Origin of the sequence: Peptoniphilus catoniae (genome assembly GCF_901447155.2) — a bacterium.
In the GTDB taxonomy this organism is placed as follows: domain Bacteria; phylum Bacillota; class Clostridia; order Tissierellales; family Peptoniphilaceae; genus Peptoniphilus_E; species Peptoniphilus_E catoniae.
The window spans coordinates 88,756-114,835 of sequence record NZ_LR588414.1; the positions used below are offsets into that span (position 1 = coordinate 88,756).

21 protein-coding genes are annotated in these 26,080 nt (G+C 34.6%); 20 read left to right on the forward strand and 1 reads right to left on the reverse strand.

The annotated features are described in order from the left end of the window. The first annotated feature begins 25 nt into the window (after positions 1 to 25). The 9 genes from PEPCATONIAE_RS03005 (at position 26) to PEPCATONIAE_RS03045 (ending at position 10,068) form a co-directional block, all read left to right on the forward strand. On the forward strand, positions 26 to 1,753 hold the full coding sequence (locus tag PEPCATONIAE_RS03005; protein ID WP_138159502.1) for a proline--tRNA ligase: 1,728 nt from the start codon (positions 26 to 28) through the stop codon (positions 1,751 to 1,753). 24 nt (positions 1,754 to 1,777) lie between these two features. After that, positions 1,778 to 1,993 (forward strand): YdbC family protein, encoded by a 216-nt coding sequence (locus tag PEPCATONIAE_RS03010; protein ID WP_138159503.1) that lies wholly within the window; start codon positions 1,778 to 1,780, stop codon positions 1,991 to 1,993. A gap of 74 nt (positions 1,994 to 2,067) precedes the next feature. Continuing rightward, entirely contained in the window at positions 2,068 to 3,411 is a 1,344-nt protein-coding gene (gene tig / locus PEPCATONIAE_RS03015; protein ID WP_138159504.1) for a trigger factor, read from the forward strand. A 25-nt stretch (positions 3,412 to 3,436) separates the two neighbouring features. Next, on the forward strand, positions 3,437 to 4,021 hold the full coding sequence (gene clpP, locus PEPCATONIAE_RS03020; RefSeq protein WP_138159505.1) for an ATP-dependent Clp endopeptidase proteolytic subunit ClpP: 585 nt from the start codon (positions 3,437 to 3,439) through the stop codon (positions 4,019 to 4,021). Between the two features lie 8 nt (positions 4,022 to 4,029). Next, on the forward strand, positions 4,030 to 5,253 hold the full coding sequence (clpX, locus tag PEPCATONIAE_RS03025; RefSeq protein WP_138159506.1) for an ATP-dependent protease ATP-binding subunit ClpX: 1,224 nt from the start codon (positions 4,030 to 4,032) through the stop codon (positions 5,251 to 5,253). Between the two features lie 55 nt (positions 5,254 to 5,308). Continuing rightward, the gene (gene lon, locus PEPCATONIAE_RS03030; protein WP_138159507.1) at positions 5,309 to 7,624 is read left to right on the forward strand and encodes an endopeptidase La; all 2,316 of its coding nucleotides are present in this window, start codon (positions 5,309 to 5,311) and stop codon (positions 7,622 to 7,624) included. Next, positions 7,624 to 8,226 carry a ribosome biogenesis GTP-binding protein YihA/YsxC gene (gene yihA / locus PEPCATONIAE_RS03035; RefSeq protein ID WP_138159508.1) on the forward strand — a complete coding sequence of 201 codons (603 nt, stop codon included), beginning with the start codon at positions 7,624 to 7,626 and terminating at the stop codon, positions 8,224 to 8,226. The genes lon and yihA overlap by 1 nt, the downstream gene beginning before the upstream one ends. 124 nt (positions 8,227 to 8,350) lie before the next feature. Beyond that, positions 8,351 to 8,674, forward strand: a complete 324-nt coding sequence (locus tag PEPCATONIAE_RS03040) for a DsrE family protein (protein WP_138159509.1) — start codon at positions 8,351 to 8,353, stop codon at positions 8,672 to 8,674. A 200-nt stretch (positions 8,675 to 8,874) separates the two neighbouring features. Continuing rightward, positions 8,875 to 10,068 carry an NAD(P)-dependent malic enzyme gene (locus tag PEPCATONIAE_RS03045; protein WP_138159510.1) on the forward strand — a complete coding sequence of 398 codons (1,194 nt, stop codon included), beginning with the start codon at positions 8,875 to 8,877 and terminating at the stop codon, positions 10,066 to 10,068. 69 nt (positions 10,069 to 10,137) lie between these two features. On the opposite strand, the gene tyrS is transcribed toward PEPCATONIAE_RS03045, so the two are convergent. Further along, the gene (gene tyrS, locus PEPCATONIAE_RS03050) at positions 10,138 to 11,361 is read right to left on the reverse strand and encodes a tyrosine--tRNA ligase (RefSeq protein ID WP_138159511.1); all 1,224 of its coding nucleotides are present in this window, start codon (positions 11,359 to 11,361) and stop codon (positions 10,138 to 10,140) included. A 287-nt stretch (positions 11,362 to 11,648) separates the two neighbouring features. Between tyrS and PEPCATONIAE_RS03055 the strand changes: the two genes are divergently transcribed. The 11 genes from PEPCATONIAE_RS03055 (at position 11,649) to mgtA (ending at position 25,788) form a co-directional block, all read left to right on the forward strand. Beyond that, positions 11,649 to 12,815 (forward strand): NAD(P)H-hydrate dehydratase, encoded by a 1,167-nt coding sequence (locus tag PEPCATONIAE_RS03055; protein ID WP_138159512.1) that lies wholly within the window; start codon positions 11,649 to 11,651, stop codon positions 12,813 to 12,815. Positions 12,816 to 12,829: 14 nt separating this feature from the next. After that, the gene (locus PEPCATONIAE_RS03060; RefSeq protein WP_138159513.1) at positions 12,830 to 13,177 is read left to right on the forward strand and encodes a type II toxin-antitoxin system PemK/MazF family toxin; all 348 of its coding nucleotides are present in this window, start codon (positions 12,830 to 12,832) and stop codon (positions 13,175 to 13,177) included. 84 nt (positions 13,178 to 13,261) lie between these two features. Next, a complete protein-coding gene (locus PEPCATONIAE_RS03065) occupies positions 13,262 to 15,331 on the forward strand; it encodes a DUF5693 family protein (RefSeq protein ID WP_138159514.1) in 2,070 nt (689 codons plus the stop codon). Beyond that, a complete protein-coding gene (gene csaB, locus PEPCATONIAE_RS03070) occupies positions 15,324 to 16,427 on the forward strand; it encodes a polysaccharide pyruvyl transferase CsaB (RefSeq protein ID WP_138159515.1) in 1,104 nt (367 codons plus the stop codon). The genes PEPCATONIAE_RS03065 and csaB overlap by 8 nt, the downstream gene beginning before the upstream one ends. Before the next feature lie 9 nt (positions 16,428 to 16,436). Further along, positions 16,437 to 17,117 (forward strand): class I SAM-dependent methyltransferase, encoded by a 681-nt coding sequence (locus PEPCATONIAE_RS03075; protein ID WP_138159516.1) that lies wholly within the window; start codon positions 16,437 to 16,439, stop codon positions 17,115 to 17,117. Positions 17,118 to 17,135: 18 nt separating this feature from the next. Next, positions 17,136 to 17,891, forward strand: coding sequence for a WecB/TagA/CpsF family glycosyltransferase (locus PEPCATONIAE_RS03080; protein ID WP_138159517.1), 756 nt, complete (start codon positions 17,136 to 17,138; stop codon positions 17,889 to 17,891). 11 nt (positions 17,892 to 17,902) lie between these two features. After that, positions 17,903 to 19,849 carry a transketolase gene (tkt, locus tag PEPCATONIAE_RS03085; RefSeq protein WP_138159518.1) on the forward strand — a complete coding sequence of 649 codons (1,947 nt, stop codon included), beginning with the start codon at positions 17,903 to 17,905 and terminating at the stop codon, positions 19,847 to 19,849. 49 nt (positions 19,850 to 19,898) lie between these two features. After that, positions 19,899 to 21,416 (forward strand): glutamine-hydrolyzing GMP synthase, encoded by a 1,518-nt coding sequence (gene guaA, locus PEPCATONIAE_RS03090; RefSeq protein WP_138159519.1) that lies wholly within the window; start codon positions 19,899 to 19,901, stop codon positions 21,414 to 21,416. A gap of 184 nt (positions 21,417 to 21,600) precedes the next feature. Then, entirely contained in the window at positions 21,601 to 21,969 is a 369-nt protein-coding gene (locus PEPCATONIAE_RS03095; protein ID WP_138159520.1) for a hypothetical protein, read from the forward strand. A gap of 181 nt (positions 21,970 to 22,150) precedes the next feature. After that, positions 22,151 to 22,753 carry a PH domain-containing protein gene (locus tag PEPCATONIAE_RS03100; RefSeq protein ID WP_138159521.1) on the forward strand — a complete coding sequence of 201 codons (603 nt, stop codon included), beginning with the start codon at positions 22,151 to 22,153 and terminating at the stop codon, positions 22,751 to 22,753. Between the two features lie 494 nt (positions 22,754 to 23,247). Beyond that, entirely contained in the window at positions 23,248 to 25,788 is a 2,541-nt protein-coding gene (mgtA, locus tag PEPCATONIAE_RS03105) for a magnesium-translocating P-type ATPase (protein WP_138159522.1), read from the forward strand. Positions 25,789 to 26,080 lie beyond the last annotated feature (292 nt).

Genomic DNA, 26,080 nt, shown 5'->3' on the forward strand with positions numbered 1-26,080 from the left:
TTGTAATATTTGAATGGAGGAAGTTATGAGATTATCAAAATTTTATATGCCAACTTTAAAGGAGGCACCTCAAGATGCCGAAATAGCATCTCATAAATTATTGCTAAGAGGTGCTTTTATAAGGAAATCCGCCAGCGGTATATATACATATTTGCCACTGGGTTATAGGGTTGTAAGAAAAGTTGAAAATATAGTTAGAGAAGAAATGGATAAGGCAGGCTCACAGGAGATTTTAATGAGCGCCATCCAGCCTAGAGAAATTTGGGAGGCCACAGGCAGATGGGAAAGATTCGGTCCTGAAATGTTTAAGCTAAAGGACAGACATGAAAGAGAATTTTGCTTAGGGCCAACAGCTGAAGAATATTTTACCACCCTTATTAAGGATGAAGTCAGATCCTATAAGCAACTACCTTTAAACCTCTATCAAATTCAAACAAAATATCGTGATGAAAAAAGACCGAGATTCGGAATAAATAGGACAAGAGAATTTTTAATGAAGGACGCCTACTCTTTTGATACTGATCCTGAAACCATGAAGGCTTCATACTATATAATGTATGAGGCTTATGAAAAAATTTTTGACAGATTAAGAATCACCTATAAAATAGTTGAGGGAGACAATGGGGCTATGGGAGGCAATATGAGCCATGAGTTTATAGCTCTTTCAGAAACCGGAGAAGGAGAGATAGCCTATTCTTTAAAGGATAAGTATGCAGCTACAGTTGAAAAAGCTAAAGTTATTTACGAAGCAGGAGAAAAAGAAGAAGCTCTTGAGCCTGAAGAAATTGAGACTCCAAATTGCAAAACTATTGAAGAGGTAGCAAGCTTTTTAGGTGTTAATAAATCTAAATGCCTAAAGGCTGTAGATCTTAGTGTAAGAGGAAAGCCTGTAATAGTTTTTATTCCGGGAGACAGGGAGCTTAATGAAGCCAAATTAATTAGCTACCTTCAAGTTCCTGAACATGAAATAGAAATGATGTCTGATGAAGATATTAAAAAATCAGGATCAGCTCCGGGATATACAGGACCTATAGGTATTTCAAAGGATGTAAGGATTATATTTGACAGTTCAGTTACTAAACTTTCAAATCTTGTAGTAGGTGCAAACAAAGAAGGCTACCACATTAAAAATGTCAACTATAACATAGACTTTAAAGGAGAATTGGCAGAAGATCTTTTGCTTGTGCAAAAGGGAGATAAAATTGAAGGCAGTGATGAGGAATACAGTTTTGCCAGAGGCATAGAAGTTGGAAATATATTCCAACTGGGAACTAAGTATTCAGAAAGCATAGGAGCAACCTACCTTGACGAATCAGGCAAGGAACAGAATATTTGGATGGGCTCTTACGGAGTGGGTATTACCAGATCTGTATCTGCAATAGTTGAGCAGTATCACGATGATTATGGTATTATCTGGCCTATGGTAGTTGCTCCTTATCATGTAATTATTACAATAATGAATCCTAAAAAAGAGGAACAACTAAAGCTTGGAGAAAAAATATATCAGGATCTTTCACAAGCCGGTTATGAAGTTTTACTTGATGATAGGGATGAAAGAGCAGGAGTTAAATTTAATGATCGTGATTTAATCGGAATACCTATAAGAATAACAGTAGGTAAAAGGGCCGGTGAAGGTGTAGTTGAATACTCATTAAGATCTGATGGCAAAAATAGAAAAGAAATAAGTTTTGATGAAGCAATGGAAGCTGCAAAGTCTCTTATAAGAGAAGAGCTTCCTAAAAGTAAACTCTAAGTTGTAATAACCTTAGGAGGAAACATGGCTGATATTAAATTTGAAATAGTTAAACATTTAGCGGTACTTTCTGAAAAGTCTACAGGTTGGACAAAAGAAGTAAATTTAGTTTCCTGGAACGACAGGAATCCTAAATACGACATAAGAGAATGGTCGCCTGATCACACAAGAATGTCTAAAGGATTGACTTTTACAGATGAAGAAATAGAGATACTTAAAGATGTAATTGAACACATTTAAGTGTAATATAAAAATTCTATATGGTATAATATATTAATTAAATAGCTCTTAGAGCCTATTAAATGGAGGATAAAATGACTGATATAAAAAAGAAAGAAAATAACACCGTATTTTTTGACATAGTTTTAGATGCACAAGATTTAAAAAAAGCTCAAGATGAAGTATTTATAAAGAACAGAAAATATTTTCAAGTTCCGGGATTTAGAAAAGGTAAGGTTCCAAGAAAAATAATAGAAAACATGTATGGTAAAGATGTTTTCATGGAAGATGCAATTAATGAAATACTTCCATCAAAATACGAAGAAACTGTAGATGAACTTAAACTTGAAGTTGTAGACCAACCCAATATAGATATTAAAGAAGCTAATCAGGGAGAAGATGTTACAGTAGAAGTAAGTGTAGATGTTAAGCCTGAGGTTAAGCTTGGAGAATATAAGGGAATTGAAGTGGAAGATGTAAAGTATGAGGTTACAGATGAACTTATTGATAAGGACCTTGAAAACCAAAGACAAATGAATGCAAGACGCGTCAATGTAGATGACAGACCTGCAAAGGAAAAAGACAAGGTAAATATTGACTTTAAAGGTAAAATAGACGGAGAAGAATTTGAAGGCGGATCAGCTGAAAAGCAAGACCTTGAGCTTGGATCAAATACCTTTATTCCGGGATTTGAAGATCAAATTATAGGACATAAGGTAGGAGAAGAATTTGAAATTGATGTAACCTTCCCTGAAGATTACGCTTCAGAAGACTTAAAAGGAAAGGATGCTAAATTTGAAATTAAGCTAAACACTATTTCCTATGATGAACTTCCTGAGCTTGACGATGAATTTATTAAAGACATTTCAGACTTTGATACAGTTGAAGAATATAGACAAGATTTAAAAGAAAAAAGAGAAAAAGAATTTGAACATAGGGAAAGAGCTGAGAAAGAAAACAAAATTTTAGAAAGAATTGTAGAAGAAATGGAAGTTGACGTACCCCAAGGTATGGTTAATCACCAAATAGATATGCAAATGCAAAACTTTGACCAAAGTCTAAGAGCACAAGGTATGAGCCTTGAAGACTATATTAAAATGATAGGTTCAAATGTTGATGCCTTTAGAGAAAATTTAAAGGATGACGCTTTAAGACAAGTTAAAACTTCACTTGCTATAGAAGCGGTAGCTAAGGCTGAAAAAATAGACGCTACAGAAGAAGAAGTGACAGCGGAAATTGATAGAATGGTTGAGGAATATTTCCCTGACGAAGAGGATAAAAAGGCTAAAATGAAAGAGCAAATGGCTGCTGCAAACAAGGAAGGCATTAAAGAAAATCTTCTTAATAGAAAAGCCCTTGACTTCTTAGTTGAAAATGCAAAGTTTGTAGAAGCTAAAGAAGAAAAGGAATCAGAAGAAGACAATAAAGAAGAAAAGTAAAATAACAGAAAGTTAAGGTGATAGTATGGCACTAGTGCCTATGGTTGTAGAACAAACCAATAGAGGAGAAAGATCTTACGATATATATTCCAGATTGCTAAAGGAAAGGATTATTTTTATAAGCGGCGAGATTGACAATGTTACAGCAGATCTTGTAGTAGCTCAACTTTTATTTTTGGAAGCGGAAGATCCCAATAAGGACATTCAAATATATATAAATAGTCCCGGAGGTTTGGTAAGTGCAGGCTTTGCTATATATGACACCATTCAATATATTAAATGTGACGTTTCAACAATGTGTATAGGACTTGCTGCATCAATGGGAGCCTTTTTACTTGCATCTGGAACTAAGGGAAAAAGATTTTCACTTCCAAACTCCGATATTATGATCCATCAGCCTTTAGGAGGAGCCCAAGGTCAGGCATCAGATATTAAAATTCACGCTGAAAAGATTCTTGAATTAAGAGATAAAATAAATAAAATTCTTTCCGAAAGGACAGGTCAACCTCTTGAAAAAGTTGAAAAGGATACTGACAGGGATTATTATTTATCAGCTGAAGAAGCGGCGAAATATGGACTTATAGACAAAGTAATAACCAAAAGAGATTGAGGTGTGGTATGCCCGATAACGAACAAGAACTTAAGTGTTCTTTTTGCGGTAAGTCAAAAGGCCAGGTAAATCGACTTATAGCAGGACCAAATGTATATATTTGCGATGAGTGTATTGAGCTTTGCAATGAAATACTGAAAAAAGAGCTTATTGAGACTGAAGATTCATTAAAATTAAAGTTAAAAAAACCTGTTGAGATAAAAAGTGTTTTGGATTCCTATGTAATTAAACAGGATCAGGCTAAAAAATCTTTAGCTGTGGCGGTTTATAATCATTACAAGAGAATAACCTCAAAGCTTAAAAGAGACAATGAGGTAGAGCTTCAAAAATCCAATATACTTATGATAGGACCGACAGGAAGCGGCAAGACCTTACTTGCTCAAACTCTTGCAAAGATACTAAATGTTCCCTTTGCCATAGCAGATGCCACTACTCTTACAGAGGCAGGATATGTAGGAGAAGATGTTGAGAATATAATTTTGAAGCTTATTCAAGCTGCAGATTATGATATAGAAAAAGCTGAAACGGGAATAATTTATATAGATGAAATAGATAAAATTGCAAGAAAATCAGAGAATGTGTCAATAACAAGAGATGTAAGCGGCGAAGGAGTTCAACAAGCTCTACTTAAAATAATTGAAGGAACCATTGCCAATGTTCCCCCTCAAGGAGGAAGGAAACATCCTAATCAGGAATTTATCCAAATAGATACAAGTGATATATTATTTATATGCGGCGGTGCTTTTGACGGTATAGAATCTATTATAGAATCAAGACTTTCAAAAAGCTCCATGGGATTCGGGTCAAAGCTTGTTGATAAAAGAGCACAAAGGGAGAATATTCTAACTAAGGTTCAAACAGAAGACCTTTTGAAATTCGGTCTTATACCTGAACTTATAGGAAGACTTCCGGTAACGGTAACCCTTGAGACTCTTGATAAAGAAGCACTTATAGAAATATTGACCAAGCCTAAAAATGCTTTGGTAAAACAATATCAACAGCTTTTAAAATTTGACAATGTGGAGCTTGAGTTTGATAAAAGTGCACTTGAATATATTGCCGAGTCGGCTATAGAGAAAAAAGCCGGAGCAAGAGGTTTAAGAGGTGTAATAGAGTCAACTATTATGGATGTTATGTATGAGATACCATCAAGAGATGATGTTGAAAAAGTAATAATCACAAAGGAAAGCGTCGAAGAGAAAAAACTGCCTAAACTAATACTCAAGAATTAATAAAAAACGGCTCGTCTAAAAAGATGAGCCTTATTTTTACAGCGGGGTGAGAAATATGAATGAGAAAACTAAATTACCGGTTATTGCCCTAAGAAAACTTATAATTTTTCCAAGAACAGTGAGCCATTTTGACTGTGGCAGATCAAAAAGTATAGCCGCTATAGAAGAAGCGGAAATTAAAGACTCAAAAGTACTTTTAGTGGCACAAAAAGATGATGAAGTTGAAAATCCTAAGGAAGATGATCTTTATACCTATGGAACTGTATCAGTTATTAAGCAAATATTGAAGCTTCCCGGTGGAGTAGTAAGGATACTTGTTGAAGGAATTAATCGTGCAAAAATAGAAAATGTAGATACAGAAGGAAAATTTATATCTGCAGAAATTGAGAATTTTATTGAAAATGAAGACCTTGAAGAAAATGATGAAACTATAGCTGCAAAAAGATTGATAATAGAAGACCTTGAATTATATAGCGAGCTTGATTCAAGACTTGTGCCGGGGCTTTTGCAATCCGTTGTTGACCAAAGCACTCCTTCATCTCTTGTAGATACATCTGCAGCCTATATAAATCTTGAGCTTGAAGATGCACAGAAAATTCTTGAAACCCTTAATCCCTATGAAAGAATGCTGCTTTTCCACGGAATACTTCAAAGGGAAATTGAGCTTTTATCAATAGAAAAAAATATAGATAAAAAGGTAAAGTCCAATATGAACAAAATCCAAAGGGACTATTACCTTAAAGAGCAGCTTAAGGTTATTCATGAAGAATTGGGAGACGAGTCTGAAGAAGATACCATAAGTGGATACAAGGAGAAGGTAAAGGAGAAAAATCTTCCTGATTATGTAAGGGAAAAGGCGGAGAAAGAGATATCCAAACTTTCTAAAATAAATTCAGCATCTCCGGAATACACTGTAATACTTAATTATTTAGATTGGATATTGGACTTGCCTTGGCTTGAAAGTTCAAGTGAGGAGATAGATCTTAATAAGGCAAGAGAAATATTAAATAATGAGCATTACGGGTTAAAAAGTGTTAAAGAAAGAATCTTGGAGTTTATAGCTGTAAGAAAGCTTTCTCCTGACACTAAGGGCCCTATACTTTGCCTTGTAGGTCCTCCGGGGGTAGGAAAAACTTCAATAGCAGCCTCAGTAGCAAATGCTCTTGACAAAAAATTTGTAAGAATGAGTCTTGGGGGAGTAACTGATGAGGCTGAAATAAGAGGTCATAGAAGGACCTACGTGGGAGCACTTCCGGGCAGAGTTATAAGTCTTATGAAAAAGGCTAAGGAAAATAATCCGGTATTTTTATTTGATGAGATAGATAAGGTTGGAAATAATTATAGAGGAGATCCTGCCAGTGGACTTTTGGAAGTTTTAGATCCTGAACAAAACTCAACCTTTACTGACCACTACATGGAACTTCAATTTGATTTATCCAAAGTATTTTTTATAGCAACTGCAAATACTACTACAAGTATTCCAGGGCCTTTACTTGATCGTATGGAGGTTATAAGGTTAAGTGGCTATACACCTAATGAAAAGTTTAATATAGCCAAAAAGCATTTATTGCCTAAACAAATAAAGGAAAACGGACTGAAGCCATCAAATTTTAGGATTACAGACGGAGCCCTTAAACTTATAATAGATAACTACACAAGGGAGGCCGGAGTAAGAGGACTTGAAAAAGAAATATCCAAGGCTGCAAGACGTGCCGCTATTGAAATAGTTGAAAACAGTAAGGACAAGGTTTCAATAAATGTAAGAAATCTTTCTGAATATTTAGGAGAAAAGAAGTTTACTTTTGACAAGGTTGATGAGGCAGATAAAATAGGAACAGTAACAGGACTTGCTTGGACACAAGTAGGGGGAGTTACACTTGAAGTTGAAACAGCTATTATGGAAGGCACAGGTAAACTTACCCTTACAGGTCAGCTGGGAGACGTAATGAAGGAATCTGCCATAGCTGCTATATCATATATAGCGAGCAATGCCGACTACTATAAGGTAAATCCGGACTTTAGAAATAAGTGCGATATTCATATACACGTTCCTGAAGGAGCAGTACCAAAGGACGGACCTTCAGCAGGGGTAACTATGACAACATCAGTTTTATCAGCCCTAACCAAGAGAAAAGTATACAGCGATTTGGCAATGACAGGTGAAATAACTCTAAGAGGAAGAGTAATGGCTATAGGAGGACTAAAGGAAAAACTTCTTGCAGCTGAAAGAATGGGCATAAAAAGAGTAGTAATACCCTTCGATAATAAAAGAGATTTAAAGGAAATAGAAGATAGTGCAATAGAGAACCTTGAAATTTATTATGCCAAGGATATTAAGGACGTAATAAAACTTGCCTTAAAGGAGAAATAATGAAAGTAAAAACAGCAGAGCTTGAAAGAGTTGCCGTAGACCCTAAGCAATATCCACCGGAGGATTTATTTGAAATAGCCTTTGCCGGAAGATCCAATGTGGGCAAGTCTTCCTTTATTAATGCAATGTTAAATAGAAAGAACCTTGCAAGGACATCATCCACTCCCGGCAAAACCAGGACAGTTAATTTTTATAAGGTTAACGATAAAATGAGAATTGTTGACTTGCCGGGCTATGGTTATGCCAAGGTGTCAAAAAAAGAAAAAGATTCCTGGGCTAAGGTTATAAATCAATATCTTCATTTAAGAGAAAGCCTTAAAGAAGTAATTTTACTTGTAGATATAAGACATGAGCCTACAGAGCAGGATAAGCAAATGTATGAATTTATAAAGGAAATGGGTTTTTCAGGTATAGTAATAGCTACAAAAGCGGACAAAATAAGTAGAGGCAAGTACAATCAAGCCCTTGCTATAATTGCAAAGAAGCTTCAAATACAAAACAGACAAAATATTATAGCTTTTTCATCTCTTGATAAGAAAGCGGTGGATGATATGTGGTATATTTTTGAAGATATGATGAAATTTCATAGTGAAGACCAGTAGAAAGGGAGCAGAAATGTTCCCTTTTATTTTTTATAATTAAACAAATTAACTTAGACTTTTAAGGTATTATCACTTTAATTGGGGTATCTATATAAAAAGTGATATAGATAAAGGAGGAGAAGACATGAAGGTTATATTTCACATAGTAGAGATAGATAAGTGGGAAGATACAATGGCAAATATAAAAGACCTTGTAACTCGAGTGCCTGATGCAAATGTTGAGATTATAGCAATGAGTAAGGCCGCTTCCTTGTTTGGAAGATATGTAGGTATGGATTTTGACGGAGTTTTGGGAAGACCTAATGTAAAATGGGTTATAGGAGAAAAGGGAATGAAGGATCACAGTATAACAAGAGAAATGCTCCCTGACTATGTAATAGTTGAACCTTCAGTAATTTTACGTATAGCAAGGCTCCAAAATGAAGGCTATGCTTACATAAGACTGTAATTAAATTTGCAAATTAAATTTAATTTTTAATACTATAAAATTAGATACAGGAAGGAGAAATAATCTTCTTCTTGTATTTTTATTTAAAATTATTTATAAGATATTTATAGGGTATAGGTATAGAGAAAATGGACTAATAATTAAAGATAAAGCTTTAATTTTAAAGTACAATAAGGTCAATTAAAATTTGGAGGATATATATGAAAAACTTTTATGAACTGGCAATAAATAAACATAGAGAGTGGAAGGGAAAAATCAAAGTTGAGCTTAACTGTAGCTTAGAGAATTTAGAAGATCTTTCTGTCGCTTATACTCCGGGAGTTGCACAACCTTGTTTGGAAATAAATAGGAATCCTCATGAAGCATATAATTATACATGGAAGGGTAATGTAGTTGCCGTTGTATCTGACGGAACGGCGGTTTTAGGTCTTGGAGACATAGGACCTGAAGCTGCACTACCTGTAATGGAAGGAAAGGCTGTACTTTTTAGAAAGTTCGGAGGTCTTAACGCTGTACCTTTAGTACTTAATACAAAAGACCCAAAGGAAATTATAAGTATAGTAAAGGCTGTAGCTCCAACCTATGGAGGTATAAATCTTGAAGATATATCATCACCAAGGTGTGTTGAAATTGAAAGACAGCTTATAAGAGAGTTGGATATACCTGTTTTTCATGACGATCAGCATGGAACTGCCATAGTCGTTACAGCTGCTCTTATTAATGCTTACAAGATAACAGGCAAGGATCCTAAAGACTCTGTTGTCGTAGTAAGTGGAGCCGGATCTGCAGGATCTTCTATTGTTAGAATGATAAAGCAGTTAGGTGTAGGTAATATATATTGCTTTGATTCTAAAGGTGTTCTTTCAAGTAAGAATGCAGATAAGTATAATTTTGTAAAAAAAGAAATTCTTGAAATTACCAATAATTTTGATGAGGACCTGACTATAAGAGAAGCAATGGCAAAGGCTGATATATTTATAGGAGTATCAAAGGCAGGAGTAATAGATAAAGATATGGTAGCCTCTATGAGACCTGATTCAATTGTTCTTCCTTTGGCAAACCCTGAACCTGAAATAGGCTATCATGAAGCTGTGGCTGCAGGTGCAAGAATAGTTGGAACAGGAAGGTCTGATTTCCCTAACCAGATAAATAATGTACTTGCCTTTCCGGGACTATTTAAGGGTGCTTTGTCAGTAGGGGCTACTAAAATCAGCGAAGAGATGAAGCATGCGGCAGCTTTAGGAATAGCAGAATCTGTTAAGCCTGAGTATCTTTCTGAAAACCATATAGTGCCTAATGTTTTTGAAGAGGGAATAGCAGATAGGGTTGCAGAAAGAGTCGGAGAGTGTGCAAGGGAATATGGACTTATAAGAGAAGGATTTGAAGAGGAATAAAAGTTTTATGACTTTTTATTAAGTGATTCAGTGATAAAAAAGGGAGTAAGTTAAACTTACTCCTATTTTTTATTTAATTTTAATTCTGTGGAAAATCTTCTTTCCTTTTTTAATGAGAAGAGATCCATCTGTAAAGTCATCTAAGGTAATTGTCCTATCTATTTCTGAAACTTTCTTATCGTTTACTGAGACCCCGTTTTGTTGAATAAGGCGTCTGCCCTCTGAGTTGGACTTTATAAGCCCTACTTCACTCATAAGTTCAATTAAATTTTTGCCTTCTTCAAAGTCTTTTTTATCAAACTCACTTGAAGGAATATTTTCACTGTCAGCTCCTCCGGCAAATAAGGCTTTTGATGCTTCAAGGGCCTTATTGGCTTCTTCCTCTCCGTGAACATCTTTTACTATTTCAAAGGCAAGTTTTTCCTTAGCCTTATTAAGTTCTGCTCCTTGAAGCTTTTCATATTCTTTTATTTCATCCATATCCATTAGGGTAAGAAGCTTCATAAACTTAATTACATCTCTGTCATCTACGTTTCTTAGGTATTGGAACATTTCATAGGGTGAGGTTTTCTTTTCATCTAACCAAATAGCGCCTTTTTCAGTTTTACCCATTTTAATACCTGCTGCAGTAGTAAGAAGTTTGAAGGTCATGGAGTAAACCTTGTCCTGTTCAAGCTTTCTTACAAGTTCATAGCCTCCAAGCATATTGGACCATTGGTCGGATCCTCCAAGCTGCAATTTACATCCATACTTTCTGTATAGGTATAAAAAGTCATAGGATTGCAAAAGCATATAACCGAATTCAAAAAAGGTCAGCCCTTGTTCCATTCTATTTTTGTAGCAGTCAAAGGTAAGCATTCTGTTTACACTGAAATGAACTCCTATTTCTCTCATAAACTCCAAAAAGTTAAAGTCAAGTATCCAGTCGGCATTGTTTACAAAAATTGCCTTGCCGTCGGAAAAGTCCAAAAGCTTTGAAAGCTGCTCTTTAAAGCACTTGGCATTGTGGTCAATTGTTTCCTTGGTCATAACCTTACGCATATCAGTTTTACCTGAAGGGTCGCCAATCATAGTAGTGCCTCCTCCGAGTAGAGCTATAGGTGTATGACCTGCCCTTTGCATATGTTGCATAACTCTTATTTGCAGGAAGTGTCCCAGGGTTAAGGAGTCAGCTGTAGCATCAAATCCTATATAAAAGGGAATAGATCCTTCATTTAAAAGTTCTCTTACCTCGTCTTCGTGAGTTACCTGATCAATAAATCCTCTTTCTTCTAAAACATCAAAAACCTTCATAAATTCCTCCACAAAATAAAAATAGCTACCGACTTGAAAGGACACATTCGTGGTACCACCTTTCTTTGCCGTAGCCTCCTACTGTTTAGACACAGTTATCTTAAAACTCGGGTATTGTAATTCAGCCTAAGCCTACTGTATACCTTCTTTGTTTTTATACGATTAGTGAGAGTATATTATATTTATGCTGCCTTGTCAAATGTTAAATCCTATCTTGCTATATTATATAAACTTTTATGCAATTTCTATTAAATTAGTTTATAATTGTAGTAGCGTAGAGGTGTAAGATGATAGGCATTGATATTATAAGTATAAGTAAGGTAGACAAACTTTACAAAAAATACGGTTTTAAATTTATAGATAAACTTTTCACTAAAGAGGAAAAGGAAATTTTAAAAAGAAAAAATTTCAGACCTAAGTCAATAGCAGGTATGTTTGCTGCAAAAGAGGCTATATCAAAGGCAATGGGTACAGGTATAGGCAAGCTTTCTTTTAAAGATATTAAGATTTATTACATAAATTCATCCCCTTATGGTAAAGCCTTGGGGATAAATTATAATTTGTCTATTTCCCATGATAAAGATTTGGCAGTTGCCATTGCTTTAGAAAGCTCTCCAAAATTTTTACATAGAAGAAACCCTGATACTCACAAGGGAGATTACGGCAAGGTTGGCATACTGGCAGGCTCAAGGGGAATGACAGGCTCAGCCTATCTTGCAACTATGGCTGCCCTTAGAATGGGATCCGGCCTAGTCTATAACCTTGTGCCTAAAGATATTTTTAATATTATGTCTATAAAATATATTGAACCTATAGTAAAGACCTATGATGATTTAGATTCCGACTTTCTTTCAAAGCTGGACTCTTTGGCAGTGGGAATGGGAATAGGCAGAACAGAAGAAGCTAAAAAAATTCTTTTCAGTCTTCTTAGACTTAATAAAAAGATTTTAATAGATGCTGACGGCCTTAACCTTATCTCAAAAGATCCTTCAGTTTTAAAGGACAGAGAGGTCTACACTACAGTTCTTACCCCTCACCTAATGGAGTTTAGCAGACTTTGCGGAAAAACTATAGAAGAGATAAATGAAAATAAGGAAGAAATTGCAAGGGAGTTTGCAAGGGACTATAAAGTGGTTCTTCTTTTAAAGGGTCACAGAAGTCTGGTTACATATGATAAGGGATTTTATAAAAATAAAACAGGTAATGCCGGCATGGCCACAGCAGGCAGCGGAGATGTTCTTAGCGGCATAATAGCAAGTCTTCTTGCAAGGGGCTACTCCGCCTTTGAAGCCGCCTGTGCAGGTGCCTACATACATGGACTGGCAGGAGATATTGCCTCTGAAAACCTCGGTGAGGATTTTATGCTGGCAAGGGATATAGTAAAATCCTTAAAATATGTACTAGGACCTATAGATTTAAGCTCCCCTAACAGTTTCAGCTCTTTAAAATTATAAGATGAGGGAAGATTATGCTAATTAAAAGAGGAGATATTTTCTATGCCGATCTTTCTCCTGTAATAGGTTCGGAGCAGGGAGGAGTCAGACCGGTAGTGATTATACAAAACGATATGGGCAACAAATATTCTCCGACTACTATTGTTGCAGCTATAACTTCACAACTTAATAAAACAAAGCTTCCCACTCATGTAAATGTAAACTCAAAAGATGTGCCTCTTCCCAAAAATTCTGTTATACTTCTTGAACAAATAAGAACTATAGACAAGAAGAGATTGAGAGAAAGAATAGGACACTTTGATGATAAGATTATGAGAGAAATTGATGATGCAATTAAAGTCAGCCTGGAAGTCAAATCCTAATAGACCCTTGAAGGGGTCTATTTTAATGTATAAAAATTGATTATTTCATAGTATAATTACCATAGATTAAGTAAAGGAGATATTATGTATACTAAATATAAAAACAAGATTTTTTTAATTCTAATATTAATTTCAATAATATTTTCAACAACCTTTGCCATTGGAAGACACAAGGTTGAAAAAAATTACAGACACTATGATATAGTTGCAGGCTATGACGATTTTGCAAGACTTGGTTATGGCAATGGAGATTTGCCTGTAGAATATTTCAAGAAGCTTTATGACAGGGGACTTACAACAGTATCTTTTAACGAAGTAACTATTGCAGGTCTTAAATCTTTTCCGGGGTCAAGTGTTTCAACTCAAATAATAGGAAATGACCTTATAGTTACAGGTAGCGATAAGGAGCTTAACTTTATAAAAGAAGGTTTATCAACTCTAAAGGACAAGAGAAAGATGGAGCTTTCAAATGGAAGGCTTGTTGTAGAGGGAAGACCGTCAGATATAGTAAGCTATGAACTTGACGCCTATGACACCTATGAAAATAAAATGAAGGGATCCTTACCTAAGGGTTCCATGCTTGAATATGTAGGTTTAGGCTTTGATTCTGATTTAGTTAATGAAATTAAAGATATAGGTATTGATGTAACTCTTCGCCCGGTGTATTTTCCAAATGTCCAAGATTCGAGACTAACTATGGAAAGATTTATAAACTCAGTTAAGTCTTTAAATCCTAATCAGAGATATATAGTATTTTCAGGCAAGGAGTTTTATAAAAATACTGAAGAGGATACAAAGATCCAAGAGGATTTTGAAAAATTTTTATCTGAAAACAAAATAGCCATAGGCTTAATAGAGGCTTCAACTCAAAGGGGACACTTGTCTGTAAACGGACTTGACCCTATAATAAAAAAAGATTCCACAAGAAAACTTAGAGCCTTTACCACTTGGGATTATTTAGCTTCACAATATGATTATGAAATACCATTCCACCAAGAAGGTCAAGAGCTTACCAATGTATATTATAGGGCAATTTCAGAAAGAAATATTTCAGTTATTTTCCTTTCAGGCTTTATAAAATCTCAAACTGCCATTACAGATCCTGACGCCTATGGAAGAGTTATAGGCTCCTTAGAAGAAAGAATGGCCGATAAGGGATATTCCTTAGGAGATGTAAATCCTATGGGATCCTGGCAGGTAAGCTCATATATGAAGGTGCCTGTAGCCTTAGGATCAGCTGCAGCTTCGATTTTGCTTTTAGAACTTATATTTCATCTACCTGCTTTTGCTTCAATGACTCTTTTAATTTTGGGAGTCCTGGCAAGTATAGGCTTTTTCGCCTTGGGTAAACTAGAATCTTTAGGCAATGTGCTTTTTAATTTAAATTCCATAATAGTGTTTCCACTTCTTTCCATTTGCTACATTCTTGAAAATTATAAGCAAATCAGAAATAGAAGATATGAGTCAAAACTTGGCAAGATATTTTTCCATGGAAGTTTAATCCTTTTAATATCCATAGCAATTACTATGGTAGGAGCCTTACATGAAGTGTCCTTTATGAGTGGCACTAACTATCTTCTTGAAATAAATATCTTTAGAGGAGTAAAAATTTCTCAGCTGTTGCCCCTGCTTTGTAGTATTTTTATATACACGGCCTATATAGGTTTTGACGAAAAAATTCACAGAGAGGTAAGAATAGAGCCTAGGGAAATAAAAAGAGTAATGACCAGCAAAATCGAACTTTGGCAGGCTGCCTTGGGACTGATTTTTCTTTTAATCTTAGCTGCATTTGTAGTAAGGGGAGGAAATACAAGTGCAAAGGTACCTAAGCCCGAGCTGCTAATGAGAAATCTAATGGAGCAATATCTACCTGTAAGACCAAGAACAAAATCAATAATAGCAGGATATCCGGCAATATTTATTTTAGTTTATTTGGCCTATAAGAAAAAGGGAGATATGCTGGGACTTGTCTTATGTCTACTTGCAACTATAGGAATGACTGACATAGTTAACACCTTTTCCCATATTAGGACTCCTATAAAGATATCCTTTACAAGAATAGGTGTTGAAATTGTCGTTGCTTTAGTAATATCGTTTATAGTTCTTTTAATAGCCGATTTAATCAGGAAGGGGTACGAAAAGTATATTGACTAAGAGGATTTTAGTTTCAGGATATTACGGTTATAACAATATAGGAGATGAGGCCATCCTTAAAGGACTGGTAGATGGAATATCATCAAAAACCGATGCACAGCTTGTAATACTTTCCAAAAATCCTGATTGGACAACAGCCAAATACAAGGTGAAAAGTGTAAATCGTTCAAAACTTTCCACAATAATTAAAGAGGTTAAAAAGGCGGATATGGTTCTTCTGGGAGGAGGATCTCTTCTCCAGGATGTTACCAGCAAAAAATCTATAATATATTATCTAGGCATACTTATGCTGGGGATCCTTTTTAAGAAAAAAACCTTTATATATTCCCAGGGCATAGGGCCTATAAGACTTAAAAGAAACAGATATCTTACAAAGAAAATACTTTCGAAAGTGGACTTTATTAATGTGAGAGATAACCAATCTCACAGAGAATTAAAAGAGCTTGGAATAAATAGAGAAGTTCTTGTTACAACTGATACAGTTTTTGGAATTAATAAAGTAGGAAAGGACTGTGGAAGAGAAATTTTAGAAAAGCTGTCTGTAGATCCAAAAAAGAAAAATATTTGTTTTACTATAATGAATTGGAAAAACTATGGAGATCAAACGGTAGATAAGGTTTCAAAATTAATAGAGTTGATTTTTAAAGAAAGAACAGACGTAAATATTATTTTAGTTCCATTTTTCTATCACTTAGATTTAGCCATAGAAAGAAAGATTTACAATAGACTTAAACCTGTCTTTGAGGATTTATATATTTTGGAAGACTACCTTCATGTAAAGGAGTACCTATCTCTAATTTCCAATATGGACCTTATGCTGTCAATGAGACTTCACGGTTTGATTTTTGCAACACTTACAGGAGCCTACCCCATAGGAATAAGTTATGATCCTAAAATAGATGGTTTTATTAAGGAGCTTGACAGAGTGCAAAGATACTATGTTGAGGATTTTGACGAAAATATGCTGGCAGAGGAAATTCTAAACTCCCTGGATAATTTAGAAAGCTTAAAGGAAGAAACTGCGGCACATTTAGATAAATTTTATAAGCTTACAAACATACATAATGAAGCTGTAGCAAGGGTTATTAACAGTTAGGAGGATTTTATGAAAAATAATTATTATAAGGAAAAATTAAATTCTCAAATGCTTTTTCAAGTCTATGACACTAAAATAGAAAGGATTAAGTCATATCTCTTTCATGAAATAGACAGAGTGAGAAAGGACTTAACCGGCAAAGAAAATCTTCTTGAAGTAGGCTGCGGATATGGCAGAATATTAAAAGAACTCTCAAAGGATGCAGGCTTCTTAAAGGGAATAGATATTTCAGAAGATTCAATAGAACTTGGAAAAGATTACCTAAAGGATTTAAAAAATGTAGAGCTTGAGGCTATTGATATAAATGACCTTAAAGCTGAAGATGAATTTGATGTGGTAATATCTTTGCAAAACGGACTTTCATCTCTAAAGACGGATCCGGACAAAATTATAAAAATATGCCTTAAGGCTTTAAAAGATAAGGGCAGGGCTTATTTCAGTACCTATAGTGGCAAGTTTTGGGAAGATAGAATAAAATGGTTTGAGGAACAGGCGGAAAAGAAGCTTCTCGGCGAAATAGACTACGAAAGGACCAAGGACGGAGTAATTTATTGTAAGGACGGCTTTAAGGCAGTTACCTTTACAGAAGAAGATCTTAGAGAATTAGGTGAAAGATCCGGATATAGATATATAATTGAAGAAGTGGATGAATCAAGTTTGTTTTTAATAATAGATAAGATTAAGAGATAAAGGAAAAGTGGTGATGATTTGGATAAGGTTAGTATTTTCGGTGTTAATGTCCTAAATATAAGTTTTAAGGAAGCGGTGGAAAGGATAAAAGAACTTTTAAAAGAGGAAAAATTCCACTACATAGTAACACCCAACACTGAAATAGTAATGGATGCCAAGAATAATCCAAAAATGAAAGAGATCCTCAACAATGCGGATATGAGTGTACCTGACGGCATAGGGCTTATATACGGGTCTAAAATAAGAAACAAACCTTTAAAGGAAAGAGTTACAGGCTATGATTTATCCCTGGAGATGCTTAATATTTGCGAAAAGGAAGGTTACAGTCTTTATCTTTTAGGAACGAAGCCGGAAACTGTAAAAAAAGCCTATACAAGCTTAAAGGAGCAAAGACCTAAGCTTAACTTAATTGGATATAATCACGGATTTTTTAAGGGGGCACATACAAATCAAGCTGGCCATGAAGAAGAAATCAAGGTAATAGAAGAAATAAACAGACTTAAGCCCGACATTATTTTCTTAGGGCTAGGCTATCCTAAACAGGAAATTTGGATAGATACCAATAAGGATAAATTAAATACCAGATTAATAATAGGAAACGGTGGAGTTATAGACATATTGTCGGGAGATGCCAAAAGGGCTCCTGATATTTTTATAAAGCTTAACCTGGAGTGGTTTTACAGACTTATAACAAACCCTTCAAGGATAAAAAGACAAATGGCAATACCTAAGTTTTTAGCTGCGGTAATCTTTAATAAAGATTCCGTTAAGTAAGGAGGATTAATTTGAATTTAGAACAAAAAAGTATCAACACTATTAGAATGCTTTCAATAGATCAGATTCAAGAAGCAAATTCCGGACACCCGGGTCTGCCTCTAGGAGCTGCACCTATGGCATACACTTTATGGAAAAAAATGAAAAAAAATCCCGATGATCCTAATTGGATGAATAGAGATAGATTTATATTATCAGCAGGTCATGGATCAGCTCTTTTATACTCTATTCTTCATCTGTACGGCTATGGTCTAAAAATAGAGGATCTTAAAAACTTTAGACAATTTAACGCCCTAACACCGGGGCACCCTGAATACGGACACACCGTAGGAGTTGAAGCCACTACAGGACCCTTAGGTCAAGGAATATCTATGGCTGTAGGTATGGCTTTAGCTGAAAGTCATTTGGCAGCTCTTTACAATAATGAATATGAAATTATAAATCACAACACCTATGTAATTTGTGGCGACGGAGACCTTATGGAGGGTATATCCAACGAAGCATCCTCTTTGGCGGGCACCCTTGAGCTGGGCAAGCTTATAGTTTTATATGACTCAAACAATATTACTATTGAGGGCTCAACAGACATAGCCTTTAGAGAAAATGTAGCACAAAGATATGAAGCTTTGGGATGGCAGACTATAGAAGTCCAAGACGGAAATGATATAGAAGCCATATCAAAGGCTATAGAAGAGGCTAAAGCAGAAAAGAAAAAACCCAGCCTTATAGAAATAAAAACTCAAATAGGCTACGGATCACCAAGAGCCGGCAAGTCAAAGGCCCATGGAGAACCTCTTGGAGATGACATGGCTGCTACAAGAGAATTTTACGGCTTCGGCAGTGAAACCTTTAAGGTAGATGAAGATGTATATAATCATTTTGAAGAAATAAAAAAAGATTTAAAATTTGAATATGACAAGGATAAAAGAGTAGAGAAGCTTTATGCGGACAAATATCCTGATCTCTATAAAAAGCTTGTAGATTCCTTTAAAGGTAAATTTAATTTAGATTTTTTAGATGATGAAGACTTTTATAAATTTGAAAAAGATATGGCAACAAGAGCTTCTTCAGGAGAAGCCTTAAATAGAATTTCCGAAAAATTTGATTTAATTATAGGTGGAAGTGCGGATCTTGCACCTTCAAATAATACTGAAATGAAAAACAGAGAACGCTTCAGTGCAGACAACAGACTTGGATCTAATATAGGCTTCGGGGTAAGAGAACATGCCATGGCCGCAATTACCAACGGTATATTGCTCCACGGAGGCCTAAAAGCATATTGTGCAACCTTTTTAATATTTTCAGACTATTTAAAACCTGCACTTAGACTCTCAGCACTTCAAGGGCTTCCGGCAATATATGTTTTAACACATGACTCAATAGGAGTAGGAGAAGACGGACCTACCCACCAACCTATAGAACAGCTTGCAACCCTAAGGTCAATACCTAATAACATAGTATTTAGACCTGCAGACGCAAAGGAAGCATCAGTAGCCTGGTCAGTAGCAATGAGGTCTAAGGATACTCCGGTTTGCATGGCTCTGTCAAGACAGGGTCTGCCTAATCTTAAAGAAAGTTCAAAGGAAGCAAGAAGGGGAGGCTATATTATAAAGAAGGAAAAATCAGATCTTGAAAAAATAATAATAGCTACAGGATCAGAAGTGCACCTTGCCCTTGATGCTGCAAAGGATAAAGACGGGGTCAGAGTAATAAGCATGCCTTCAAGAGAGCTTTTTGAAATGCAACCTGAATCATATCAAAAAGAAGTCATTCCAAGGACATGCGAAAAAAGACTTATAGTAGAAGCTGCAAGCTCCTTCGGCTGGGGTAAATATGCAGGTCTTAAAGGAAAAATAATAGGTATAGACCAGTTCGGAGCATCAGGAAAGGGACCGGATATATTTAAACATTTCGGCATTACAGTTGAAAATATAAAAAAACAAGTAGAAGAGCTATAAAAATTTAAAATCTTAAAATAACTATACAAAAGAACCGGGAGGTTAAAATATGATTTTAGTCGTAGATTTTGGAGGACAATATAATCAACTCATAGCAAGAAGAGTTCGTGACCTTAACGTATATTGTGAGGTTGTCCCCTATAACAAGGCCCTTGCCAAAGTAAAAGAGGTAAAGCCCAAGGGTATTATCTTTACAGGAGGACCCAACTCAGTATATGGAGACAAATCTCCTAAAATTGAAAAAGAAATATTTGAATTAGGTATTCCAATATTGGGACTATGTTACGGAATGCAGCTTATGGCTTATACTTTAGGAGCACAAGTTAAAGAAGCTAAAGAAAGAGAATTCGGAAAGACACAACTTAAAATAAAAAAATCAAAAATATTTAAGGGAATAAAAGATGATTCAACAGTTTGGATGAGCCATGTTGATAGAGTTGACAGCCTACCTCAAGGATTTGAAAAAATTGCAAGTACACAAAACTGTCCCATAGCAGCAATGGAAAACAAGGACCTTAATCTTTATGCTCTCCAATTTCACCCTGAAGTAAATCATACAGAATACGGCAAAGATATTTTAAAAAATTTTGTAATTGATATTTGTGCTGAAAATCCAAATTGGACTATGAAAAATTATGCCCAAAGAGCAGTAGAAGAAGTTAGGGCGAAAGTCGGAGACGGCAAAGTTCTTCTTGCTCTGTCAGGTGGGGTAGACTCATCAGTAGTTGCCAAACTCATATCCAGGGCTATAGGGCCTAATCTTACTTGTATATTTGTAGATCATGGGCTTATGAGAAAAAACGAGGGAGATGAAGTTGAAGCAGCATTTAAAGATAGCGGTATGCACTTTATAAGAATAGATGCAGAAGAAAGATTTCTTAAAAGACTTGCAGGCATAACAGATCCCGAGACAAAGAGAAAAATCATAGGAGAAGAATTTATAAGAGTTTTTGAAGAAGAAGGCAAAAAAATAAAAGCAGTAGATTACCTTGCACAAGGTACTATATATCCGGACATTATAGAGTCAGGACTTGGAGACTCAGCAGTTATTAAATCCCATCACAACGTAGGGGGACTTCCCGACACAGTAGACTTTAAAGAAATAATAGAACCGCTAAGAATGCTATTTAAAGATGAAGTAAGAGAACTTGGAAAAGAATTAGGTCTTCCCGACTACCTAGTTAACCGTCAACCCTTCCCGGGTCCCGGACTTGCCATAAGAGTAATGGGAGACATTACAAAAGAAAAACTCGATTTATTAAGAGATGCAGACTATATATTTAGAGAAGAACTTGAAAAGGCAGGACTTAATAAAGAAATCAGTCAATACTTTGCAGTTCTCACCAACAACAGAACAGTAGGCGTTATGGGAGACTTTAGAACCTACGACTATACCCTTGCCCTAAGAGCAGTAAAAACTACAGACTTTATGACAGCAGACTGGGCGAGAATCCCCTATGAAGTTTTAGATAAAGCATCAAACAGAATAGTAAACGAAGTAGGTCATATAAATAGAATAGTCTATGACATAACATCAAAGCCACCAGCTACAATTGAATGGGAATAAGCACAAGAAAAGTAAAACCCGTTTAAAATCAATGGTTTTAAGACCTTTAAAAGTTCAACCGGGACATATTTGGGTAAAAAAATAAAAAGAATAATTCGGGGAATGTTTCCAAGTGGTTTAAAAAAATAAAAGCTCTGGTCTTAGGATTAGAGCTTTTTGTTTATAATATAAAAAGAGGTGTGCAATGGTTATTTTAAAGAAGATTTCATTTTCAAATGAGGAAGTTGTTTATGAATATTATCCGGAAGGGAAAACTGAATTTCCGGGGAAAATTGTCGCAGATTTAAGAGAAGGTAAGGTTTTTCTTAAAAAAAGCTCACAAAAAGATTTCTATCGAAAAATACTTGGATCAGAACTTAATGATATGAGGGATAGCATAAATAAGATGCGAGTTGAAAATGGAGAAGAACCATATACTGAGGTGGAATTGTCCCTTTGTGATCCTGATAAAGATTATGGTGGTTACGTATATGCAGAAAAAGCTCTATCTAAACTTGAAGAATTTCTTGAAACTAATAATTACAAAGATGAATGTATAGTTACTTGGTATTAGCAAAAATTATGCTACTAAATTTTTATAGATCTTTAAAATTTTAATTCAAAAAAATGTAAGGAAAAATTTACAGATATGAGGGGAGATTCAGCCATTCAAATATTTTTTCACAAGTATATTTGTGATAAAATATTAGGCAAGAATGCTTTATCTTTATAAAGAGAAAGCAATGGAGGAAATTATGATTGAAAAAATTATTGACGACAATGAAAATATATTGTGGCGAGGAAAGCCCAATGCTTTTCTTTATATTGTAGGCAATCCAAGCATTTATTTAATTGCATTAATTTGGGGGATTTTTGACTTCTTTTTTATTTCTAATTTTTTTAGAGAATTTAGCTTTATGCATGGATTTTTTATAATTTTCTTTATAATTCATCTTTTTCCTGTCTGGTTTGCAATTTTAATGCCGATTTACAGGGTTTTAAATTATGGGACTATAGAATATGCAATTACAGACAAGAGAGTTTACATCAGCCAGGGGATTTTTGGAAGAGATGTAAATAATTATGAGCACAGAGAGCTTACAAACTTGAAAGTAGATGTAAATTTTATTGAAAACATCAAGGGACGTGGCACAATTATCCTAGTTTATAATGGCGAAGGGGGAAATTCATCTTACAGCTTTAAGGCTGACGCAAATAAATTTATTTCCATTGATGATCCCTACGATGTCTACAAACTTCTTAAAAAAGTATCTCTTGATGTTTCGACAGACCAAGCCTATCCTAACGCCTATAGACCAAAAGAGAATGAAGGCTACAACACAAAATATAAAAGATAACTTAAAAGGCAACAAAAAGGTCACTGAGAAAATTTTCATGTCAGAATTTTTATCGGTGACTTTTGATTAATGAGGGAAATTTCTGTAATATTTTATTTTAATAGGGCCTTCTTTGTGTTATTTTTTAATAAATAAGAATAAATAATAAGTTATAAGAAAGAGTTGACAAGTGATGCGTATCCTATGTTACCTTCTAAATATTATTAGTTTTTGTACGGTACTGGGACTGGGACGGGACTAAAAATTTGAAAACGTCCTATAATTAGATGGATTTAGTGGTACTCTAAAAAATAGAATCTAGTATTTTGAATGATTTGGGATGTATCATACGTTTGGAAAAGAAGAATGGGAATAATTTTTGGTAAAATGGCGAACCAGGTCCATTTTGAAGGCCCTCCTTTTGGTTTTTTTACTTCGCCTATCCCTTACATTTTCTATAATTATTTATTGCTTTTAATCTTTTTGATATATTTTTAAATGACTAGGAGGCAGGTATGAAAGATTTTTGGTCATATGACAAAGATGGTATTTTAAAACAACTAAATTCAAGTGAATCTGGTTTGTCAAATAAGGAAGCTGAGGACAGAATTGCAACTTATGGCAAAAATATTTTTGAGGAAAAGAAATCTACATCTAATTTTATGATTTTTTTGTCTCAATTTAAAAGTCCAATAATTATGATACTTATCTTTGCAGCCATCTTATCTATGTTTTTAAAGGATTATTCTGATGGTGTCATTATTTTAGTAATAATTTTACTTTCTTCTTTCTTGAGTTATCTTCATGAAAGCAAGGCAAATGACTCTTTAAAGAAACTCCTTTCTTCTGTCAGCGTTAAGTCTTCAGTTTTAAGAGACGGTACTTTCCAAGAAATTGACAATGCAAATTTGACGGTTGGCGATATTATAAATGTAAAAATAGGAGATATGATACCAGCCGATTGTTTGCTCCTTGAGGATAATTCTCTCTCTACTGATGAGTCAAGCTTAACTGGTGAAACATTCCCTGTTGAAAAGGTGACAACAAAAATACCTGCCAACACTAATCTTTCTGAAAGAAAAAATTCTCTTTGGATGGGCACTCATGTTATTAGCGGCTCAGGAAAGGCAATTGTAGTTAATCTGGCAAAGGATTCTGAGTTTGGCAAAATCACTTCATCTCTTAGCCAAAAGGATAACGATACAGATTTTGAAAAGGGTATAAAGGATTTTGGCAATTTAATCATACATGTTACAACTCTTTTAATAGGTTTAATATTTATTTTTAATATTATTTTAAATAAATCTTTTTTAGAATCATTTATGTTTGCCTTGGCTCTTTCTGTTGGCTTAACCCCTCAAATGTTGCCAGCTATAATTAGTGTGAATTTGTCAGAAGGTGCTAATAGAATGTCTGAACAGGGTGTAATAGTAAAAAAATTAAATTCAATAGAAAATTTCGGGTCTATGACAATTATGTGCTCTGACAAAACTGGAACAATAACAAAGGGAAAGGTCAAGCTTGATAGAGCATTAAATTTTAATGGCGAAAAATCTGATGGTTTAAATAAATTTGCGGCTATTAATTCGTATTTTCAAGAAGGATATTCAAATCCAATTGATGAAGCTATTTTAGGTTCAAACAAATATGATTTTTCTAGCTATAAAAAGCTTTTAGAAATTCCTTACTCATTTGAAAATAAAAATTTAAGTGTAATGGTGAAGGCTGACTCTGATTTTGCAAATAAAAATTTGATGATTACAAAAGGAGCCTTTGAAAGCATTGTCAGTATAAGTAATTTTTATGAAAAGTCTGATGGTTCTATTGGCAATATCAGTGAAGTTAAAGCTCAAATATTTGATTTATTTGACAAATATTCAAGTGAAGGTTACAGGGTCTTGGGTCTTTCTTATAAGGTTTTAAGTGATGATTCTAACATTCAAAAGGAAAAGGCAGAAGGCATGATTTTCAAAGGATTCTTATTGTTTATTGATCCATTAAAAGATGATGTCAAGGATGTAATAAAGCAAATGAATATTCTAGGAGTCTCTTTAAAAATGATAACAGGAGACAATCAAGAAATTGCCAAAAACATTGGAAGTCAAATAGGACTCAATCCAGAAAAAATTTTGCTCGGCCAAGAGCTGGATTCATATTCTATAAGTCAACTGAACAAAAAAGTTGTAGATATTGATATTTTTGCTGAAATAAGTCCAAATCAAAAGGAAAAGATTATTAGGGCCTATAAAGAAGCTGGAGAGATTGTAGGATATATGGGCGATGGGATAAACGATGCGCCGGCTATAAAGCAAGCAGATGTAGGGATATCAGTAGATACAGCAGCTGATACGGCAAAAGATGCAGCATCCATCGTTCTTTTACAAAATAGTTTAAAAGTATTGTTATCTGGAATCAAAGAAGGCAGAAGAACTTTTATAAACACTTTGAAGTATATATTTGTTGCAACGAGCGCAAATTTTGGAAATATGTTTTCAATGGCAGGGGCAAGTCTTTTCTTAAAATTTTTGCCACTATTACCAAAACAAATTCTTCTTACAAATTTATTTACAGACTTTCCTTCTTTACAAATTGCATCAGACTCGGTAGACGAACATTGGTTAAAGAACCCGGTAAAATGGGATATGAAATTTATCAAAAAATTTATGATAGTATTCGGAATAACATCTTCTCTTTTTGACTATGTAGCATTTTTTGTTTTGATGGTTATTTTTAAGGCTGATGAAAAACTTTTTCAAACTGGCTGGATGTTAGAATCCGTAATTTCTGCCATGATTGTTATGTTAATAGTTAGAACTGCAAGACCAGTTATAAAAAGCAAACCAAGTAAGAATTTAATAATATCCATAGTACTTATAAGTTTGTGTTTAATTTCAATAATATACAGTCCCATTAATTCTTACCTTGGGTTAATTGCACTTCCACTGAAGGCGTTTATTTCCATGCTTTGCATATCCGTAATCTATGCCCTAGTTGCAGAGATTTTGAAGAAAAAATTCTATAAACATAACTCCTTTTCCAGAAAGACTACTAACTAGGCTAATAAAAGTAAATACAAGAGAAAGATAAAATCAGACCGTAAGCTAAGACTTGCGGTCTTTTTGGCTTGAGGAAATAATTATTTACAATAGCGACTAAGGCAAAATCAATACTTAATAACTATTAGTTAGAAAATCCAACAACTGTAAACTTAAAATTGACAGTTCAAAAGGAATGTGGAAGAAAATTATAAAGAAGGATTAAGGACAGAGTTTAATCCACAGAATCTTCTTTAACTACAATTCTAAAAAATCTAAATTATGACAAGCAAAATGACGGTCAAAATGAGGG

Excerpts from the sequence above, each read along its gene's own strand:
- tig (WP_138159504.1), top strand. The coding sequence starts at position 2,068 with ATGACTGATATAAAAAAGAAAGAAAATAACACCGTATTTTTTGACATA.
- lon (WP_138159507.1), top strand. The coding sequence starts at position 5,309 with ATGAATGAGAAAACTAAATTACCGGTTATTGCCCTAAGAAAACTTATA.
- guaA (WP_138159519.1), top strand. The coding sequence starts at position 19,899 with ATGATTTTAGTCGTAGATTTTGGAGGACAATATAATCAACTCATAGCA.
- PEPCATONIAE_RS03060 (WP_138159513.1), top strand. The coding sequence starts at position 12,830 with ATGCTAATTAAAAGAGGAGATATTTTCTATGCCGATCTTTCTCCTGTA.
- mgtA (WP_138159522.1), top strand. The coding sequence starts at position 23,248 with ATGAAAGATTTTTGGTCATATGACAAAGATGGTATTTTAAAACAACTA.
- PEPCATONIAE_RS03095 (WP_138159520.1), top strand. The coding sequence starts at position 21,601 with ATGGTTATTTTAAAGAAGATTTCATTTTCAAATGAGGAAGTTGTTTAT.
- yihA (WP_138159508.1), top strand. The coding sequence starts at position 7,624 with ATGAAAGTAAAAACAGCAGAGCTTGAAAGAGTTGCCGTAGACCCTAAG.
- clpX (WP_138159506.1), top strand. The coding sequence starts at position 4,030 with ATGCCCGATAACGAACAAGAACTTAAGTGTTCTTTTTGCGGTAAGTCA.
- tyrS (WP_138159511.1), bottom strand. The coding sequence starts at position 11,361 with ATGAAGGTTTTTGATGTTTTAGAAGAAAGAGGATTTATTGATCAGGTA.
- PEPCATONIAE_RS03010 (WP_138159503.1), top strand. The coding sequence starts at position 1,778 with ATGGCTGATATTAAATTTGAAATAGTTAAACATTTAGCGGTACTTTCT.
- PEPCATONIAE_RS03005 (WP_138159502.1), top strand. The coding sequence starts at position 26 with ATGAGATTATCAAAATTTTATATGCCAACTTTAAAGGAGGCACCTCAA.
- PEPCATONIAE_RS03065 (WP_138159514.1), top strand. The coding sequence starts at position 13,262 with ATGTATACTAAATATAAAAACAAGATTTTTTTAATTCTAATATTAATT.
- PEPCATONIAE_RS03055 (WP_138159512.1), top strand. The coding sequence starts at position 11,649 with ATGATAGGCATTGATATTATAAGTATAAGTAAGGTAGACAAACTTTAC.
- PEPCATONIAE_RS03045 (WP_138159510.1), top strand. The coding sequence starts at position 8,875 with ATGAAAAACTTTTATGAACTGGCAATAAATAAACATAGAGAGTGGAAG.
- PEPCATONIAE_RS03075 (WP_138159516.1), top strand. The coding sequence starts at position 16,437 with ATGAAAAATAATTATTATAAGGAAAAATTAAATTCTCAAATGCTTTTT.
- clpP (WP_138159505.1), top strand. The coding sequence starts at position 3,437 with ATGGCACTAGTGCCTATGGTTGTAGAACAAACCAATAGAGGAGAAAGA.
- PEPCATONIAE_RS03040 (WP_138159509.1), top strand. The coding sequence starts at position 8,351 with ATGAAGGTTATATTTCACATAGTAGAGATAGATAAGTGGGAAGATACA.
- PEPCATONIAE_RS03100 (WP_138159521.1), top strand. The coding sequence starts at position 22,151 with ATGATTGAAAAAATTATTGACGACAATGAAAATATATTGTGGCGAGGA.